Origin of the sequence: Limnoglobus roseus (genome assembly GCF_008254045.1) — a bacterium.
Classification (GTDB): Bacteria; Planctomycetota; Planctomycetia; order Gemmatales; family Gemmataceae; genus Limnoglobus; species Limnoglobus roseus.
The window spans coordinates 7,139,423-7,157,533 of sequence record NZ_CP042425.1 but is presented as its reverse complement, the minus strand read 5'-3'; the positions used below and the strand labels follow the sequence as shown (position 1 = coordinate 7,157,533).

General features: G+C 65.6%; 13 protein-coding genes and 3 riboswitches. Of the genes, 5 read left to right on the top strand and 8 right to left on the bottom strand.

Going from position 1 to position 18,111, the window contains the following annotated elements; all coding sequences use genetic code 11:
* Window positions 1-44 precede the first annotated feature (44 nt).
* The 4 genes from PX52LOC_RS30560 (at window position 45) to PX52LOC_RS30545 (ending at window position 6,134) form a co-directional block, all read left to right on the top strand.
* On the top strand, window positions 45-860 hold the full coding sequence (locus PX52LOC_RS30560; protein ID WP_149113629.1) for a transposase: 816 nt from the start codon (window positions 45-47) through the stop codon (window positions 858-860).
* A gap of 176 nt (window positions 861-1,036) precedes the next feature.
* Window positions 1,037-1,247, top strand: a riboswitch (cobalamin riboswitch).
* A gap of 192 nt (window positions 1,248-1,439) precedes the next feature.
* The gene (locus PX52LOC_RS30555) at window positions 1,440-3,755 is read left to right on the top strand and encodes a ribonucleoside-diphosphate reductase subunit alpha (RefSeq protein WP_149115665.1); all 2,316 of its coding nucleotides are present in this window, start codon (window positions 1,440-1,442) and stop codon (window positions 3,753-3,755) included.
* Between the two features lie 20 nt (window positions 3,756-3,775).
* Window positions 3,776-4,774, top strand: a complete 999-nt coding sequence (locus PX52LOC_RS30550; RefSeq protein ID WP_149113628.1) for a ribonucleotide-diphosphate reductase subunit beta — start codon at window positions 3,776-3,778, stop codon at window positions 4,772-4,774.
* A gap of 26 nt (window positions 4,775-4,800) precedes the next feature.
* Window positions 4,801-4,999: riboswitch (cobalamin riboswitch) on the top strand.
* A gap of 124 nt (window positions 5,000-5,123) precedes the next feature.
* The gene (locus PX52LOC_RS30545; protein WP_149113627.1) at window positions 5,124-6,134 is read left to right on the top strand and encodes a DUF1559 domain-containing protein; all 1,011 of its coding nucleotides are present in this window, start codon (window positions 5,124-5,126) and stop codon (window positions 6,132-6,134) included.
* 88 nt (window positions 6,135-6,222) lie between these two features.
* On the opposite strand, the gene PX52LOC_RS30540 is transcribed toward PX52LOC_RS30545, so the two are convergent.
* Entirely contained in the window at window positions 6,223-10,647 is a 4,425-nt protein-coding gene (locus PX52LOC_RS30540) for an Ig-like domain repeat protein (protein ID WP_149113626.1), read from the bottom strand.
* A 371-nt stretch (window positions 10,648-11,018) separates the two neighbouring features.
* Window positions 11,019-11,304, bottom strand: a riboswitch (cobalamin riboswitch).
* A 168-nt stretch (window positions 11,305-11,472) separates the two neighbouring features.
* On the opposite strand from PX52LOC_RS30540, the gene PX52LOC_RS30535 reads away from it, so the two are divergent.
* Window positions 11,473-12,604, top strand: a protein-coding gene (locus PX52LOC_RS30535) for an IS3 family transposase (RefSeq protein WP_390637529.1) whose coding sequence is annotated in 2 segments (ribosomal slippage) — window positions 11,473-11,754 and window positions 11,756-12,604 — 1,131 coding nt in all. Because the reading frame shifts where the segments join, the coding sequence is not laid out codon by codon here.
* Between the two features lie 113 nt (window positions 12,605-12,717).
* Here the strand turns inward: PX52LOC_RS30535 and PX52LOC_RS30530 are convergent.
* From PX52LOC_RS30530 to PX52LOC_RS30505, 7 genes are all read right to left on the bottom strand, one after another.
* Window positions 12,718-13,095 (bottom strand): hypothetical protein, encoded by a 378-nt coding sequence (locus tag PX52LOC_RS30530; RefSeq protein WP_149113625.1) that lies wholly within the window; start codon window positions 13,093-13,095, stop codon window positions 12,718-12,720.
* Between the two features lie 263 nt (window positions 13,096-13,358).
* A complete protein-coding gene (locus tag PX52LOC_RS41150) occupies window positions 13,359-13,517 on the bottom strand; it encodes a hypothetical protein (protein ID WP_168219301.1) in 159 nt (52 codons plus the stop codon).
* Window positions 13,518-14,410: 893 nt separating this feature from the next.
* Entirely contained in the window at window positions 14,411-14,917 is a 507-nt protein-coding gene (locus tag PX52LOC_RS30525) for a transposase (RefSeq protein ID WP_246173514.1), read from the bottom strand.
* A complete protein-coding gene (locus PX52LOC_RS30520; protein WP_149113623.1) occupies window positions 14,889-15,446 on the bottom strand; it encodes an IS630 family transposase in 558 nt (185 codons plus the stop codon). The genes PX52LOC_RS30525 and PX52LOC_RS30520 overlap by 29 nt, the downstream gene beginning before the upstream one ends.
* 42 nt (window positions 15,447-15,488) lie before the next feature.
* Window positions 15,489-15,716: a hypothetical protein gene (locus tag PX52LOC_RS30515; RefSeq protein WP_149113622.1), complete on the bottom strand. Its 228-nt coding sequence runs from the start codon at window positions 15,714-15,716 to the stop codon at window positions 15,489-15,491.
* 150 nt (window positions 15,717-15,866) lie between these two features.
* A complete protein-coding gene (locus PX52LOC_RS30510) occupies window positions 15,867-17,144 on the bottom strand; it encodes a hypothetical protein (RefSeq protein ID WP_178132583.1) in 1,278 nt (425 codons plus the stop codon).
* Between the two features lie 153 nt (window positions 17,145-17,297).
* On the bottom strand, window positions 17,298-17,699 hold the full coding sequence (locus tag PX52LOC_RS30505; protein WP_149113621.1) for a rhodanese-like domain-containing protein: 402 nt from the start codon (window positions 17,697-17,699) through the stop codon (window positions 17,298-17,300).
* Window positions 17,700-18,111 lie beyond the last annotated feature (412 nt).

The following is an 18,111-nucleotide window of genomic DNA, read 5'->3' as shown; positions in this document are numbered from 1 at the left end:
CAGAAAAGTCCGTACTGCAGTTTGTACTGCAGAAGGGGCCAACTGTGTCGCAATTTCCTTGTCGGAAGGTTCCCAAACTCCTCCACCACAAAGCAAAAAATCGGGCCTACGTGATGGTCACGCAGGCCGACGGCACGCGCAAGGCGCTCTACCTCGGCGAGTGGGGTAGTCCCGAAGCCGAACGCGAGTACGCCCGCTTCATCGAGCGGCTGGCGGCCAACCGGCGGGCCGATCAAAACCGCGACGGCCCGCCGGTCCTCGACTTGTCCGTGAACGAGTTGCTGGTCCGATTCGTGCGGCACGCCGAGAACCACTACCGACGGCGCGACGGCACCCAGACGAACGAGGTGTGCGAGTACCGCCAGTCGTTCAAGCCGCTCCGGCGACTCTTCGGCGGGACGCCGGTGTCCGAGTTCAGCCCGCGGAATTTGTTGGCGGTGCGAGCCGCGATGGTCGAGGCCGGGTGGTGCCGCACGGCCCTCGCCGTCGAAGTGTTGCCGGGCCAAGCCCACGACGCCCCGCGGTTGGAGCCGCTGCTCGACGCCACCATCGCTCGCGTGCCGCACTTCGACGAGGCGGTGTGCGACAAGGGGTTCGATGGGGACGACCAGCGGCAGGCGTGCGTCGACCGGGACGTGTTCCCGAACATTCCCAGCCGGAGCAACCGGGTCGAGCCCCAGCCGTTCCTGCCGGACGGGTATCGAGAGCGGAACAAGGTGGAGCGGCTGTTCGGCAAGGCCAAGCAGTTCCGCCGGTTCGCCACCCGGTACGAGAAGCGGAAGACGATGTTCCTCGGTGTGGTCCATTTGGTGTTCGGCGTCCTGCGACTACGGCGACTCAGGAACATCAACACGGCCTAGGAAGTGGGAGGAGGTGAAGCCGGCTCTGGAGACGATGGTGGCGGCCGCGAAACGGCTCCGCGACCGGCTTCCCGTCGTGCCGGCATAACCTTCAAAGGCCGTTCAGCCGCGCCGCCGGCGCGTCCAATCCCCCGCGCGGGCGGCGAATTGGACGCGCACCGGCGGGGCGGCGGGACGAAGATGATGGCGTCGTCGGTTCGGCCCGCCGTGCGCGGGCCGACGAAGAAGGAATCCGGTGCGAATCCGGAGCTGTCCCGCAGCGGTATGCGAGAACGACCGCCGTCATACGCACTGGCCCCCACCGGGCCGGGAAGCGACGGCCAGTAGGTGGGTGGTTCGCCACCCGCGCTTGCTAGCCCGAAGACTTGCCGACACCCGCGCGCCAGCGCGTGACCAACCCAGCCCTCGGGGAGAGGCGGCGGGGTGTTCGGCCGGTCCGTTTTTCCGGGCCTGCGCTTGCACTACGCTCTTTCCCCCGCCGTTCGCCTGTTCCGGGAGAGAGCATTGAACGCCGCCGTTTTGTCGTCGGAATCGGTCCCCTCGAAGTCACCCCCGCCATCTTCCACCACCCAGGCCGTCATGCACGTCCGCAAGCGGAACGGCAAGCTCGAAGCCGTGGACGTGAACAAGATCGTCCGGGCAGTGCTGCGGTGCAGTGGCGGTCTACCGGACGTGGACCCGATGCGGGTGGCGGTGAAGACCATCGGTGGCCTGTACGACGGGGCAACGACGGCCGAACTCGACCGCCTGTCGATTCAGACGTCCGCCGGCCTCATCGCCGAGGAGCCGGAGTACTCCCGCCTCGCAGCCCGCCTATTGGCGACTTACATCGACAAAGAGGTCAACAACCAGGACGTCCACTCGTTCTCGCAGTCGATCACGACCGGCTTCCGCAACGGGCTGGTGGCCGAGGAGACACGGGCGTTTATGGCGGCCAACGCCCGCAAGCTGAACGCTGCGGCCGACGAGCCGCTGCCGGACCTGTTCGAGTACTTCGGCCTCCGCACCGTGTACGACCGCTATTTGCTCCGCGACCCGGAGACGCGGCACGTCCTCGAAACGCCGGCCTTTTTCTTCCTCCGCGTGGCCTGTGGGCTGGCCGAGACGGCGGCCGACGCCATCGAACTGTACCGGCTGATGGCCGCCCACCGGTACCTGCCGAGTACGCCGACGCTGTTCAACTCAGGCACCGCCCGGCCGCAGATGTCGTCGTGCTACCTGCTCGACGCCCCGGCCGACAACCTGGAAGCGATCTACGAACGGTACGCCGACGTGGCGAAGCTGTCGAAGTTCGCCGGCGGCATCGGGCTGGCGTACCACCGTGTCCGGTCCCGCGGGTCGCTCATCCGCGGCACCAACGGGCACAGCAACGGCATTGTCCCGTGGCTGAAGACGCTCGACTCGTCGGTCGCGGCCGTCAACCAAGGCGGCAAGCGGAAGGGGGCGTGCTGCGTCTACCTGGAGACGTGGCACGCGGACATCGAAGAGTTCCTCGAACTGCGGGATAACACCGGCGACGCGGCCCGGCGGACCTACAACCTGAACTTGGCCAATTGGGTGCCCGACCTGTTCATGCGGCGGGTCGAGGCCGGGCAGAACTGGTCGCTGTTCGACCCGAAGGCGGTGCCGCACCTGACCGACCTGTTCGGCGAGGCGTTCGACGCCGCGTACCAGGAGGCCGAGCGGCGAGAGTTGGCGGTCAAGCAACTGCCGGCCCGCGACCTATACGCCCGGATGATGAAGACGCTGGCCGAGACCGGCAACGGGTGGATGACGTTTAAGGATGCCTGTAACCGGGCGTGCAATCAGACGACGGCGGCCGGGGCCGTCGTGCACAGTTCCAACCTCTGCACCGAGATCGTCGAGGTCACGTCGGCCGGCGAGACGGCCGTGTGCAACCTCGGCTCCGTGAACCTGGCCGAACACCTGGAGGGCGGCGCGTTCGACTTCGACCGGCTCGCTGAAACGGTGCGCACGGCCGTGCGATTCCTCGACCGGGTGGTGGATATCAACTTCTACCCGACCGACGCGGCGGCCACGTCGAACCATCGGTGGCGGCCGGTCGGCCTCGGCGTCATGGGCTTGCAGGACGTGTTCTTCCAACTGCGGCTGCCGTTCGACGCGCCGAAGGCGCGGGAACTGTCGCGGCGGATTCAGGAGGAGATTTACTACCACGCCCTCGTCGCGTCGTGCGAACTGGCCGAGCGGCACGGCCCGCACCCGAACTTCGCCGAGACGCGGGCGGCGGCCGGCACGCTGCAATTCGACCTTTGGGGCGTGACGCCGACCGACCCGGCGCGGTGGGACGCCTTGCGGGAGCGGATCAACACGACCGGCCTGCGGAACTCGCTGCTCGTCGCCATCGCGCCGACGGCCACCATCGCGTCCATCGTCGGCAGCTACGAGTGCGTCGAGCCGCAGGTGTCCAACCTGTTCAAGCGGGAGACGCTATCCGGCGAGTTCCTGCAAGTGAACCGCTTCCTCGTCAAAGACCTGAAGGCCCGCGGGCTGTGGACGGAAGCCGTCCGCAACAAGATCAAACTGGCCGACGGCTCGGTGCAGGGCGTTGAGGAACTGCCGGCCGAGTTGCGGGAACTGTACCGCACGGCGTGGGAGGTGCCGATGCGGGCGCTCATCGACATGGCCGCCGGCCGCGGGCCGTTCATCGACCAGAGCCAGTCGCTCAACCTGTTCCTGGAAAGCCCGACCATCGGCAAGATGTCGTCCATGTACATGTACGCCTGGAAGCAGGGGCTGAAGACGACGTACTACCTGCGGTCCCGGCCGGCGACGGCCATCGCCAAGACGACCGTCACGAAGGCGGCCGCGGTGCCCGCCCCGCAGGCGGTCGCGTGTTCGCTCGAAAACCCCGGCTCGTGCGAAGCCTGCCAGTAACCACTCACGGAGGATTGACGATGCTACTCGACCCCGGCATGAGCCTGACCCTGCGACCGATGCGGTTCCCGGCCTTCTTCGAGATGTACAAGGACGCAATCAAGAACACCTGGACGGTCGAGGAAGTGGACTTCTCGACCGATCTCCAGGACCTGCGGAGCCGGATCACCCCGGCCGAGCAGCACCTGATCCACCGGCTGGTGGCGTTCTTCGCCACCGGCGACTCGATCGTTGGCAACAACCTCGTCCTCAACCTGTACAAGCACGTCAACGCCCCCGAGGCGCGGATGTACCTGTCCCGGCAGTTGTACGAGGAGGCCCTGCACGTCCAGTTCTACCTGACGCTGCTCGACAACTACCTGCCGGACATGGCCGAGCGGGAGGCGGCGTTCGCGGCCGTGGACAACATCCCGTCGATCAAGCTGAAGGCCGACTTCTGCTTCAAGTGGATCGACAGCATCGAGGGGTTGGACAAACTCGAAACCCGCGACCACCGCCGCGCGTTCCTGCTCAACCTCGTCTGCTTCGCCGCGTGCATCGAGGGGTTGTTCTTCTTCGCCGCGTTCGCCTACGTGTACTTCCTGCGGTCGAAGGGCCTGCTGCATGGGTTGGCGACCGGCACCAACTGGGTGTTCCGCGACGAGAGCGCGCACATGGCGTTCGCCTTCCGCGTCATCGACACGGTGCGGCGGGAGGAGCCGGACCTGTTCGACGCCGACCTGGAATCGCAGATCGTCGCCATGCTGCGGGAAGCCGTCGAGGTGGAGACGACGTTCGCCCAGGACACGCTGGGGATGGGCGTGGCCGGGTTGTCGCAGACCGATCTGCGGGGCTACCTGGAGTACGTGGCCGACCGGCGCCTGGAAGCCCTCGGCATCGCCCCCGTGTTCGGGACGAAGAACCCGCTCGCCTTCATGGATCTGCAAGACGTTCAGGAGTTGACGAACTTCTTCGAGCGGCGTGTGTCGGCGTACCAACTCGGCGTGACCGGGGCCGTCGAGTTCAGCGAGGAGTTCTAACCGACTGGCGGCCCGCGCTTCGGGCCATAAAATCTCCACCGACAGGTTCGTCCCGCTCGTTGCGGGCGATGAAAAGGGAAGCCGGTGAGAGTCCGGCGCAGGGCCGCTACTGTAATCGGTCAGACGTCCGGGCATTCCTCGCCACTGCGGCACATCCGCGGGAAGGCCGCCTGGACGTCGCTACGAGCCGAAAGCCAGAAGACCTGCCTGTCGCACACTGTTCGGTGCCTCGGATTCCAGGCTGCCGGACCGACAGGCTCGTCCCGCTGCGTTCGACGCACGCCCCTGTCCGTCCGCTCCCGGCCCCGCAGGCACCCGCTCGCCCGACCCGGCGAAGAGGAGTTGACCTGTGACGTTCGTTACTGCCCGCCGCAAACCCCGTCCCGCTTTCACCCTGATCGAGTTGCTGGTCGTGATTGCGATCATCGCCATCCTGATCGGCCTCTTGTTGCCGGCTGTCCAGAAGGTGCGGGAGGCGGCCAGCCGCATGAAGTGCCAGAACAACCTCAAGCAGATCGGGCTGGCCCTCCAGACGTACCACGACGCCAACCTGCGGTTCCCGGTTGGCACCGCGCTCAAGGGCTACCCCGAGGGCACGCCCGCCGGCCAGATCCCGATCGCCAAGCTCAACACCGGCCCGTACCGGCCGGGGCTGTTCGCCGCCATCCTCCCGTACCTCGAACAGAACAACCTGTACGCCTCCTTGAACATGGACCTGGCCATCGACGAGGAGCCGAACCGGACCATCGGGCAGACGCAGGTGGCGATGTACCTGTGCCCGTCGAACCGGCGGGTGTACGGGACGAAGAAAGCTCCGCACTCGCTGCCCCTGACCGACAAGACGCTGGAACTGGCGGTCAACGACTACACCGGGCTGAACGGGGCCCAGCGGCTGACGACGAACTCCCCCGCCGCCTCTGTCACCCAAGGCCGGGGCGGCTTCGACGAGCGGCAGAACCTCCGCATCACGGACTTCACGGACGGCACGTCGAACACTATCGACGTGACCGAGTGCCTCAAGTTCGCTCGCGGCGTGTGGATCCACGGCCGCCCGCACTACAACAACGCGGCCTACCAGATCAACACCCTGCGGGGGTACAACGGGGGCGCGAACGGGTTCGAGCCGGACGGCCGGGCGGGCTGCGCGGCGGCCAGCGGCTACACCCAACCGTGCCCCCTCGGCGGCGGACCGGGGAGCGGCGTCGCGGGCCAGTGGGGCCTGTCGAGCGACCACCCGGGCGGGGCCGCCGCCCTGTTCGTGGACGGCTCGGTCCAATTCCTGCGCGACACCCTGTCCCCTGAGACGCTCACCGCCCTATCCACCCGTGACGCCGGCGAGGTGATTGCGGACTCGAATTGATTTGAGTGAGGAAAGATCCTCGATGCCGCACCGAACGGAAAATTCGGTGCGGCGTGTGTGGTAACACCTGCCCTTGCTGAAGTGCTGGTCAACCGACGTACACCCCGCCGGTGAAATTCGGGAAGGCATCGAATTGCATTTCTGCCGTGGGATCGCTCGGATCCTTCGTGAGTGCGGAACCCGTGTAAGCCGTGACGGCACTCCCCGCCCCGGTTCCCGAACCGACGACGACGTCTGCCCTCTCGTCCCCGTCCAGATCCTTGACCGAGACCCGGATGCCCCCCCGGTTCTCCGTGTCGCCGGCGAAGAAGTTGGCGACCGGACTCTCGAACGCGGCGGTAACCCCTTGAGTTAACAAGGTCTTCCCCGACAGGGCCAGAACACGGGGGCCGCCCCCCGGTCCGCCGCCCCCGATGATGTCCGCGAACCCGTCGCCGTTCACGTCACCGACGGCCACGTATGCGCCGTTCCGCAGCGTGTCTTCGAACAGGAAGAAGTCCGGGACGAGGTGGACCTGCTGCCCACCGGCCAGGCTCTTCCCGTCGTACACGCTGATCCGCGGGCCGCCCCCGAACCCGGCCGAGACCACCAAGTCGGCGACCCCGTCGCCGTTCAGGTCGCCTAAGGACGCCCGGGCACCACCTCGGAAGGCCGGGTCGTCGATGCCGAAGAAGTCGGCGGCCTTCACGAAGTCGCCGCCACGGAAGAGACTGACCCGTGGGCCACCGCCCATGTCGGGGCTCACCACGAGATCGGCCTTTCCGTCCCCGGTCACGTCCCCCAAGGCGACGAACACGCCGCCGGTGAAGTCGGCGAACGGCGTCACGTCGAACAGGACGGCCCCGGTCTTCCCGTCCAGTACCTTCACCTGCGCCGTCACCCCCGGGCCGGTGCCGACCGCGACGTCTGGTGTCCCGTCTCCGTTGAAGTCTCCGACTGCCGTTCGCGTCCCTCCCGTGGTGCGGGGGAACGGGTCGAAGGTCTTCGCCACGGAGCCGTCCGAATTGTACTCGATCACGGTCGATGGCCCGCCGACATCCGACCCGACGGCGAATTGCGGCACACCGATGAAGTCGGGATTCGCGGTCGCGGCGTTGACGGTGACGGTGACGGTCCCCTGGCTGGGGTCGAAGCCGGTTCCACCGCTGTACACGGCGGTGATGGTAGCCGTGCCCACGGGCAAGGTGGCCGTGGCCGCCGAGGTGGCCGTGCCGCCGACGACGGTGACCGGCGACCCGATGGGGTTGGTCAGCCCCGGGCCGGCGTAGAAGGTGACGGTGCCAACGCTCGGATTGCCGGCGACCGTGGCCGTGAACGTGACCGCCGTCCCCGCCGTCACCGGGCCGCTCGGTGCGACGACGACGTTCGTCGCGGTCGCAATTGCAGCGTTGACGGTGACGCCGATCGTTCCCTGGCTCGCCGTGAACCCCGTCCCGCCGCTGTACACGGCCGTGATCCTGTTGGACCCGACCGGGAGGACGGCTGTGGTCGCCGAGGTGGCCGTGCCGCTGACGACGGTGACCGGCGACCCGATGGGGTTGGTCAGCCCCGGGCCGGCGTAGAAGGTGACGGTGCCGACGCTCGGATTGCCGGTCACGGTGGCCGTGAACGCGACCGGCGTCCCCGCCGTCACCGGGCCGCTCGTCGCGGCAGCGACGCTCGTCGCGGTCGCGATCGCGGCGTCGACCATGACGCCGACCGTCCCCTGGCTCCCCGCGAACCCCGTCCCGCCGCTGTACACGGCCGTGATCGTGGTACTGCCCAAGGGTAGAGTCGCGGCGACGGAGGTGGCCGTGCCACCGGTGACGGTGACCGGCGTCCCGATCGGGTTGGTCAGGCCGGGGCCGGCGTAGAAGGTGACGGTGCCGACGCTCGGGCTGCCGGTGACGGTGGCCGTGAACGCGACCGGCGTCCCCGGGGACACCGGCCCGGCCGGCGCGGCCGCCACCGTGGTCGCCGTCACGGCGTTGATGGTGACATCCACCGTCCCCTGGCTCCCCGCTAACCCGGGTCCACCGCTGTACACGGCGGTGATGGTACTCGTGCCCACGGGCAAGGTGGCCGTGGCCGCCGAGGTGGCCGTGCCGGTGACGACGGTGACCGGCGTTCCGATCGGGTTGGTTAGCCCCGGGCCGGCGTAGAAGGTGACCGTGCCGACGCTCGGGCTGCCGGTGACGGTGGCCGTGAACGCGACCGGCGTCCCCGGGGACACCGGCCCGGTCGGTGCGGCGGCGACGCTGGTCGTCGTCGCGGCGTTGACGGTGACGCCGACCGTCCCCTGACTAGGGTCGAAGCCGGCCCCGCCGCTGTACACGGCGGTGATGGTACTCGTGCCCACGGGCAAGGTCGCGGTGGCCGCCGAGGTGGCCGTGCCACCGGCGACGGTGACCGGCGTTCCGATCGGGTTGGTTAGCCCCGGGCCGGCGTAGAAGGTGACCGTCCCGACACTCGGGCTGCCGGTGACGGTGGCCGTGAACGCGACCGGCGTCCCCGCCGTCACCGGGCCGGCCGGCGCGGCCGCCACTGTAGTCACCGTTGTAGCGTTGACGGTGACACCGACCGTCCCCTGGCTCCCCGCGATCCCCGTCCCGCCGCTGTACACGGCCGTGATCGTGTTGGACCCGGCCGGCAGGGCGGTCGTGACCGCCGAGGTGGCAGTGCCACCGGTCACAGCGATCGGTGCCCCGATCGGGTTGGTCAGGCCGGGGCCGGCGTAGAAGGTGACCGTCCCGGCGTTACCACTGCCGGCGACGGTGGCCGTGAACGCGACCGGCGTCCCCAGGGACACCGGCCCGGTCGGCGCGGCGGCGACGCTCGTTGTGGTCGCGGCGTTGACGGTGACGGCGACCGTCCCCTGGCTGGGGTCGAAGCCGGTTCCACCGCTGTACACGGCGGTGATGGTACTCGTGCCCACGGGCAAGGTCGCGGTGGCCGCCGAGGTGGCCGTGCCACCGGCGACGGTGACCGGCGACCCGATGGGGTTGGTTAGCCCCGGGCCGGCGTAGAAGGTGACCGTTCCGACGCTCGGATTGCCGGCGACCGTGGCCGTGAACGTGACCGCCGTCCCCGCCGTCACCGGGCCGGCCGGTGTGTGGGTCACAGTCGTAGTCGTCGCGGTATTGACGGCGAAGTCCACTGACGACTGACTGGGGTCGAACCCAGCCCCGCCGCTGTACACGGCGGTGATCCTGTTAGTGCCCGACGGTAAGGTGGTCGTGGCCGTCGAGGTGGCCGTGCCGCCGACCACGGCGACCGGCGACCCGATCGGGTCGGTCAGCCCCGGGCCGGCGTAGAAGGTGACCGTCCCGACGCTCGGATTGCCGGCGACGGTGGCCGTGAACGTGACCGGCGTGCCCGCCGACACTGGGCCGGTCGGCGAGGCCGTCACCGACACGTCCGGCGTCAAGATCAGGTCGTCCATCGCGAAGTAGGTCGGGGTGTTGACCCCGAACGTGCCTACGTCGGACGAACTCAAAGCGAACGAAAGCTGTGTGGTGGCCGTCGGCAAGGAAGACAGATCAACCGTCGTCCACTGCGATACGATGTAGTCCTTGCTGTTGTCCGCGAATCGGTAGTCGGCCAGGTAGAAGGTCCGTGTGCCCGTGTCCGCGCCCGAGGCGTTCTTGCCCGTGATGGTCAGCAGAAAGAAGTCGGGGTCGTTCCCGGTTGTTCCGCCGAACTTCTTGGCGAACGCATCCCCATCCCGCATCGACAAGGCGGCGTAGGTGGTGTTGGTGATTTGCATGGACTGCGGCCGCTGACCGGCCGGTAGGTCGATCGTGATGGGGTCGCCGGGGAACCCGCCGCTTCCCGGAAAGCCGAAGGCCACCCCGTAGTTGGCCGACCCGCCGGCCCCGGTCCCTCCGCCGGGGACGTTGTACGCCGCGTACTGGTTCCCGAACCCCGCCGTCGTCACGTCGGTCACGTTCGAGTGCGACCACCCGGACCACACATCGAAGGACGAATTGTAACTGTTGTTGAACTGGCCGCCCCCGGTATTGAAGCCACCCGCACCGTCGGCACCGTTGTAGAACGAGTTCGGCGGCAGCGAGAAGTTCTCGAAATCGGCAGCGGTGGTCCCGCTGTTCACCGTAAACGTGCCGGTGCTGGGATCGAAGGTGCCGTCCCCACTGTACGCCGCCGTCAGGTAGTGCGAGCCTTCAGCCGTGAAGGTCGCGGGCAGGGTCGCGGCGAACTTGGCCGGGCTGCTGCTGACCTGCGTCACGTTTGCCGTTCCGAGGACGGTCGTAGCGCCGTTCGAAACGTCCGAGAACGTCACCATTCCCGTGGGCGACCCCGAACCGGCCGGCACACTGATCGTGGCCGTCAGCAGGTCTGACACGCCGCGTGCGACTGGCGTGTACTGAGCGGTCATGATCGTTGCCGAAGTCGCAGGCTGAGTCCGATCTTCCAGTGCCTCGGCCTTCAGCTTGAAAGAGTGTGAACCTTTGTCGGGTGAATACTTGGCGTTGCGGCCCTTGCGACCAACCTGCGTGGAACGACGAAAGTTCACGGTGTCTCCTCCAAAGAAGTTGCCGACCAACTCGGCCGGGGCCGGTTAGTGGCTGTTAAGGTCGGGATAAGATTTCTGGGCATTCCGATTTGCGTGGGGCTATTCCGACCCAGTTCTCGCCGGCTCTCCGCAGGCCGCCTGAACGCCCTGTGAGTCATGGCCGATCGGTGCCGCGAACTGCGCAAGCAGCATCCCGAGTCGTGGAGGGGTGGAATCGTGGGCTTGGGATGAAAACGAGTGACAGCGCACGGAAACCTCCTGCCGGGTCGGGCAGTCGGCCGAAGCCCCAAAATACCAGTGCGCGGTTCACCCGCTCGAAACGCGGGTGAGGAAGACTCGTGTCAACGCGACCGCTCGGTACCGGAGCATATCGGCGAAAATTACGACAGGCAGGTATTCTGGCTTTCGGTTCAAACGGACCGGTTCGTCTTCCCACCAAGTGAGGAGCTAGGGAAAAGAGGGTTTGCGATCGGGTACGCTTCAGCGTAAGCCCGGCTCAACCCTCATTCCCCCTTCGTCATCCCTTCCCAGCAGTGACATCTTGAACCGGGCCTCACCGATTACAGAGGCGGCCCCGCGCCGGACTCACACCGGCTTCCCTCTTCGTTTGCCATCGGTTGGAGGCCGATTGGCAAAACCTGTCGCATAAGAGTCTATGGCTATCCTAGCCTGGAGCAAGGGCGAGCCGACTTCCTCGACAGTTGAAATGCCCCTGTGATCGGTGCTTTATTTGCCGTTAAACCAGTTATGCGTGACTGGGTACTATAGTGGACCCCGAAACTGAGACCGCCAGGTAAGCTACTCTGGCGGCCCTCGGAGGTGGTCCTGATGACGGCGAAGCGGAAGACCCACACGGCGGCGTTCAAAGCCCAGGTCGCTCTGGCCGCGGTGAAGGGCGACAAGACGGTCAACGAGTTGGCCGCCCACTTCGGCGTCCACCCGACCCTCATCCACGGGTGGAAGAAGCAACTCCTGGCCGGGGCCGAGGCCGTGTTCGCCGCCGGAGCGAAGGCGGTCGCCCCCGGCGACGACCAGACACCCGCGCTGTACGAGCAGATCGGCCGGCTCAAGGTCGAGCTCGACTGGGTGAAAAAAAAAGCTGCGACGTTCGGTTGACGACCTGCGGCCGCTGATCGACCCCGGGCACGCCGACCTGAGCGTCCGTCGGCAGTGCCAACTGGTCGGGCTCGGCCGGGCCACGTACTACCGGGGGCCGGCCGAGGAGTCGGCCGACAACCTGGCCCTCATGCGGCGGATCGACGAGCAGTACACGGCCTGCCCGTTCTACGGCAGCCGGCGGATCGCCCGGTGGCTGGCCCGCAACGGCCACCCGGCGAACCGCAAGCGGGTCCAGCGGTTGCTCCGGGTCATGGGCCTGGAAGCCATCCACCCGAAGCCGAAGCTGTCGGCCGGGCGGGGCCACCCGGTGTACCCGTACCTCCTCCGCGGCGTGCCGATCGACCGCGTCGGGCAGGTGTGGAGTGCCGACATTACATACCTGCCGCTGCCCGGCGGGTTCATGTACTTGGCCGCCACCATCGACTGGTACAGCCGGTACGTGGTGGCCTGGCGGTTGTCGAACACGCTCGACGGGGCGTTCTGCCGGGACATGCTGGACGAGGCGTTGGCGGCCGGCACCCCGGAGGTGTTCAACACCGATCAAGGGGTGCAGTTCACGGCCGGGGCGTGGGTCGAGCGGGTGGAGGCGGCCGGGGCGCGGGTGAGCATGGACGGCCGGGGGCGGTGCCTGGACAACGTGTTCGTCGAGCGGCTGTGGCGGACGGTGAAGTACGAGGACGTGTTCCTGCGGGGATACGAGACGGTGACCGAGTTGGAGCGGGGGTTGAAGGCGTACTTCACCTTCTACAACGAGGCCCGCTTGCACCAGTCACTGGGGTACAAGACCCCGGCCGAGGTGTACCGGGCCGGACGGTCAAAAGAGCCGGCGAAGGAGTAGCTTAAATTCGTCGGTTTTTGGTCTCGCAAATGGGGTCCACTATATACACTGGCACGTTCTGCGACGTGCATCTTCCTGATGTGCGCGTGACGGCCTGTCGCGGCATGGAAAGTCTAGGGTAGCCACTTCAACGAGTCGCCTAGCACGATGCCTTCCTCGGTGGCGTTGTCGTTGTCCTCGGTGAGTTGGTCTGTCCGCTCACGCCGTTCTGCACGACGGCCTTGCCTGATTCGCTTCAACAGGCCGTCAATACTCAAATGACCAGAACTCTGGTCATTTACGGGGTGGGCCTTGGCGACTTGAGTGTATGCCTGTGCGAACTGCCGAGAGAGTCCCAACTTCCGCACCCACGGGAGATACTGCCCGTGGTCGAGATATGCTTTCACTTCAAGCAGTAGCTCGCCGATCTTGCGGGCGGCGTCCACGGTCGGACGGACGTTCACGGAGTTGTGCAGGTGCAGGATTTCGGTTTCGATGCGGGTCAAGTTCATGAGGGTAGACTTCGGTGGTGGTGAAGAATTGCCCCGCATGGTGGATGATACCGGGGAGCTGGTGGACAATTGGTGGATAAATCCACTGACATCGGCTGACTTCCGATGACACCTAATGACAACTGCCAGAGTAATTGGATTGCTTAAGACGTGCGAAATTGCCTAAGAAACAAGGAGAAACGAAAGAACCCACGGCTTTCACCGTGGGTTCTTTGAGTAGCGGAGGCCGGGTTTGAACCGGCGACCCATCGCTTATGAAACTGTTATTCCCCGACAACTTCTGGACAGAAAAGCCTAGCTTTTAAGGCTTCCATCACTTTATCGACCTTTTGCATCCCTTGCAACACTGTCATCAACAACCAAGCATATGCCGTCATTACTGCAATTGGTGCAGTAACAATTGGGGAAGGGAGGAGAGTCATGTTACTCCTTCGTTCGTGCTCTCTCCTATCTCTTAACTCTCAACACTTTAAAGAGGAGAAATCGCCGTCCCTGCCGTCCCTGCAAGTACATTCGATGACAGAACGGTTTGGAAATGAGCATTTTTGGAATCCCCTTGGCAGGGACGGTAGCCGAAAATTGCTGTCCCTGTCGCCGTCCCTGCCGTCCCTGATCTCCGTCTCCGACGGTCCTGCTCGTGGGCCGCACGTTGGCCGCGGCTAAGAATACTGAGGTTTCGGACTTCACCCGGCCGCCAATTGCTGTCATCATCTGACATTCTCGGGCGACCGCGGTGAACGCCCGCTAGCGGCTGTTCGTCGCCGAGTATTTGGCCGGCCCGAAGCTGAACGCCACGGCCGCATACCGCCGCGTGTACCCGAAGTCGTCGGCCGACGCTGCCCTCCGGCCTGCTCCATCGGCCGGTCTTGGCCACCCGCGTTGAATGCGAGATAGAATAGCGACGGGACCGGTCACGGGTGTCGGCCGACGCCGCTTTTCGTGAACTGGCCCGCATCGCGTTCGCCGACCCGAGGAAGCTGTTCCACACCGCTGGCAGGCCCAAGGTCCCGCAAGGGATTGATGCTGTCAACGCGCACTCGGATCTATCGAGACGAGCGGGTCGACCCCGTCCGCACCCCGCGAATGTAGCTGGGGTCCAAGGTTGAGGCCTTGACCCAGATCGGCAAGCACCTCGGCCTTTTCGCCGACCGCCTGGGGTCATGGCGACGGTCACTTACATTGGCGGGACCCGGCTGCCGCCTTCAGCGTCGCCCTTCGCGACCTCGGTATGCATCTTTCGCGTAGAACGAGTTCCCGTTGACGAAGATGCCCGTGAGCTGAACGACCTCTCTACTGATTCCGAGGCTAACGAAGGCTATTGATTGAACCTTGGGAACGGCAGTTCCGATCGCTCCCACAGTGCTCGCAGCAGCCCGGGGTCGAACTTCAACTCGATCAGCCGTTCGAGCACCTCGTCGTCCAGGTGGTCGGTGTCGTCGGGCACGAAGTTAGCCAGCTCGCCGTACTTCAGCCACGACCACACGGCCTCCACCGGGTTGAGTTCCGGGGCCCACGGCGGCAACATCTCCAGCCGCAGCCGCCGGTTCCGGGCGAGGAAGTCCCGCACCACCGGCCCGCGGTGGTTGCTCCCCCGGTCCCACACGACGACCACGTTCCCCCGCAGGTGCCGGAGCACATCCCGGAGGAACCCGACCACCTTGTCGGCGGTGAAGAACCCGCCCGGCTCGGTCGCGAAATAGAACCCGAGCCGCCGGCCGGTCGGCGACACGGTGACCGCCCCGATGGCCGACACCTTGTCCCGGTGACCGCCGTCGGCGGCCAGGACGGGCGTCTTACCGACCTTGGCCCACGACCGCTTCACCAGCGGGTTGAGGAACAGCCCCGTCTCGTCGATCGGGACGAGGTGCGCCCGCCGCGCGGACGCTTTTTTCGATCCGCGGCCAGTCGTTCTTCACCCACCCGTCGATGGCCGGCTGGTCCTTCTGCTTGGCCCGCCGCCGCGGCTTCTGGGGGCTGTACCCGCGGCCCCGCATCCACGCCCGCAGGTAGTCCGGGTGGAAGGCCACGCCGAGCTTCCGGCGGATGAGGTCGGCCACCCGTCGGGACGTCCACAGATCGGTCCGGAACCCGTGGGCCGTCGGCTTCTGGTCCAGCCACCGGAGCACCTGCCGCTCCTGGGCGGGTGTCAAGAACCGCGGCCGACCCGGCGTCGGCTTGGCCGTCAGTCCGGCGTCGCCGTCGCGGCGGTGGCGGGCCATCCACTTGGCCACCGTGACCGGGTGGACGTCCAGGAAGGCGGCCACCTCGACCTGCGTCCAACCCTCGACGCACTTCGCCACCGCTAACCGGCGGCGAGCTTCCAGTTCCTGGGCAGTTCCTTTGCTCCTCATCCTGGAAACGTAGGGATCGAGGGCATCAGGTAATAGCGTTGCTTAACTCCGAATCAGTAGCTCTCGCATCTGCCCGTCGATTCGCGAGCGTGTGTCGCTCGGGTTGCCGCCGGACTCAAGTTCGCGCACGGCCTTGTCGATCTCGTCGGCCCACCTCAAATACTCCTTGTGCAGCCAGTTCCGCTGCCCTTCCTGCAACTGCCTGTGCTCGGACAACAACAGAACGGAACAGCCCTGGCGGAGTTCGCTGAGTCGCCGGGCGAGGGCCATGGCCGTGTCCGGCGATTGATGGAACCACTCCTTCGCACCGGCCGCCAGCTCAAGGACGAGTTACTGGACCTGACGTTCGACGGGTTCGCCACCCGCACCCATTTCCGAGTCCAATCAGTCGTGTACGGAAAAACACCTTGTATCTAAGGGTTACTTCTGCTGTGGGCGGGAGCTATTTAGGACGGTCTCCGCCAGTACCTCCCGAATCACGCGCTTCTCATCGGCCGGGAGGTAGGCATATTCCTTACCTCCCGACTCGGGGCCGAGGGCTCGGGCCAGTTCACGATCCACGTGATAACGGAGTGGCTCGGGCAGTCCCGCGAACGCGGACGACTCGATCATGTATGAGCATCGGAATCGCATCAGCCGCGTCTTCAGGTCCAGGTCACGCAACGAGTAGCCGTTGGACGCAATCCGCCGCTTGGCCAGGAAGTCGGCTTTGAATTCTTTCGACCCCTCAACGCCGCCTTTGGGAAGCGGAACCTCGTCGGCGAACAGCAGGTAGCGAACCAGTTCACGGGCCAGCTTTTCCAACTCGGCCGAGACGGCCTCGGCCTTGCCCGCGTTCTCATGGAGCAAGACGCGCGTGCGGTAGCTCGCGGCGACGGCCTGATTGACGAATCCGATCTGGTGCTCGTGGAGCAGGTGCGGCAAGAGGTCGCTTGTCGGCAGGGGGAACCGAGCGGGATCGTAAAGTTCGCCCGGCTTGATGGGCCGCTCGACGGCCTGCCCTTTCTTCCACTCGACGAGGACGTTTCCTCGGTGCTTGAGAACGTCGGGGCCTCCGGTGACTAACCATCCGCCGAAGCGGTCCTCGAGCGGTACGCCGTGCCCGTGCTGGTCCCGACGGAACGCCATCTCCCCGCCCCCCGTGATGCCCGGTACCACCGATTCGATCACCAACTGGGGGATCTCTTCCATCTTCGCGGTCGCGTGGCAGGTCAGACAGTTCTCGCTCCGGCGAATCCGCGGCACTTTCCCCCGTTCCAGGCGGTTGAAGATGTAAAACATCCCGCCCCGGTCCGGGTCGATTGAGATCACTTCGATCTGCCCGCCCGGCACAAAGCCGACGTAGGTGTCGTCGTTGAAGTAGAGCGCCCGGGGTCGTTTCGGCGAGATGATCGTCTTCTGGAAACTCGTGGCCGAGGTCACGAGCATCTGGGACGTGGCCGGCACGTCAAGAGACCGCAACACACTCCGTAGCAGAGCCAGTTCGTCCGAGGTGTCCAGGGTCACACGGCCCGCCTCGACCTCCCCTTTCAGCTTCGCGAGTCGGTCCCGCGAGGGAGGGGCGTCGTAACCGTGGACCGGGTTACTGACCCCGATCGGTTCCGCCGCGCGAACGCCCGTGCACAGGATGCTTCCGAACAACAGGGTTGCTAGCGTGGTGGCCCAATGTGCCGCCGGGCTTTTGGTTCTTTCGAGCATCTTTGCCGTCCTCGGACTTGATCGCGTCTGCATCCACCCGGGGGAACCATCCGTCACAACGGAACCGGGCGGCCGATAGGGTCTCGGCCGCCTGGTCGTGAGGCTGTTCGAGTCAAAGGATCGATGTGAGATCGACCCCGGACAGACTCCGTGTTACTTTACGGCATCGACCTTCTCGCCCGAGGCTTTCCACCCGGCGATCCCCTTGGCGTAGTGCTTGACGTTGGTGTAGCCCAGCTTCTTCGCGGCGGCGGCGGCGGTGCGGTACGCGGTGCACTTCTCGCTGCCACAGTACGCCACGACCAGCGCGCCCTTGTCTTCCGGCAGCTTCTTGGCGAGATCCTTTTCGATCTCGTCGTAGTTGAGCGCGGTCGGGATGTGCCCCTGCTTGTACGAGTCGGACCCGTTCACGTCGATCAAGGTGACCTTCTTGTCCTTGATGGCCTTGGTCAGTTCGTCGTGCGTAATGTTCGGGAAGGTCTGCTCCTCGGCCCGAACGGGGCTGAACCCGGCGACGATCGCGAAGGCCGCAGTCAGTACGATGGCGTGACGCATCAAACACTCCTTGAAACAGGGAAAGGGCGGTTCAACAACGCAAATCGGGAACGACGAGTACGGTCCCGAGTTTGTGCCTCATGAGAAAAAACTCGAATCAAGAATCTCCTCACCGGACGGAACCAGGATACTTTCTGTGCACTTCTCACGCGAGGAAAATTGACTCAGCTTGAATACCGGCCCTGCTGCCAGGTCTTTCAGCGTGAGTTGACAATGTCGCTCATGTTTCGGTTTCAGCCTGATCACGATCCGATAAACCCGTGATTAGATCGATCACCTTCTTGTTCGTGGTGAAGATTCGGCCATGTGCGACCCTCTCGTGACGGAGAGGACGCGAATGAGTCCGTTCAATGTTCTCCTGCTTTGGTTGGATAGTAGGTCGGCTCATCGTTAGAGGTATTGTTCCCCGTCT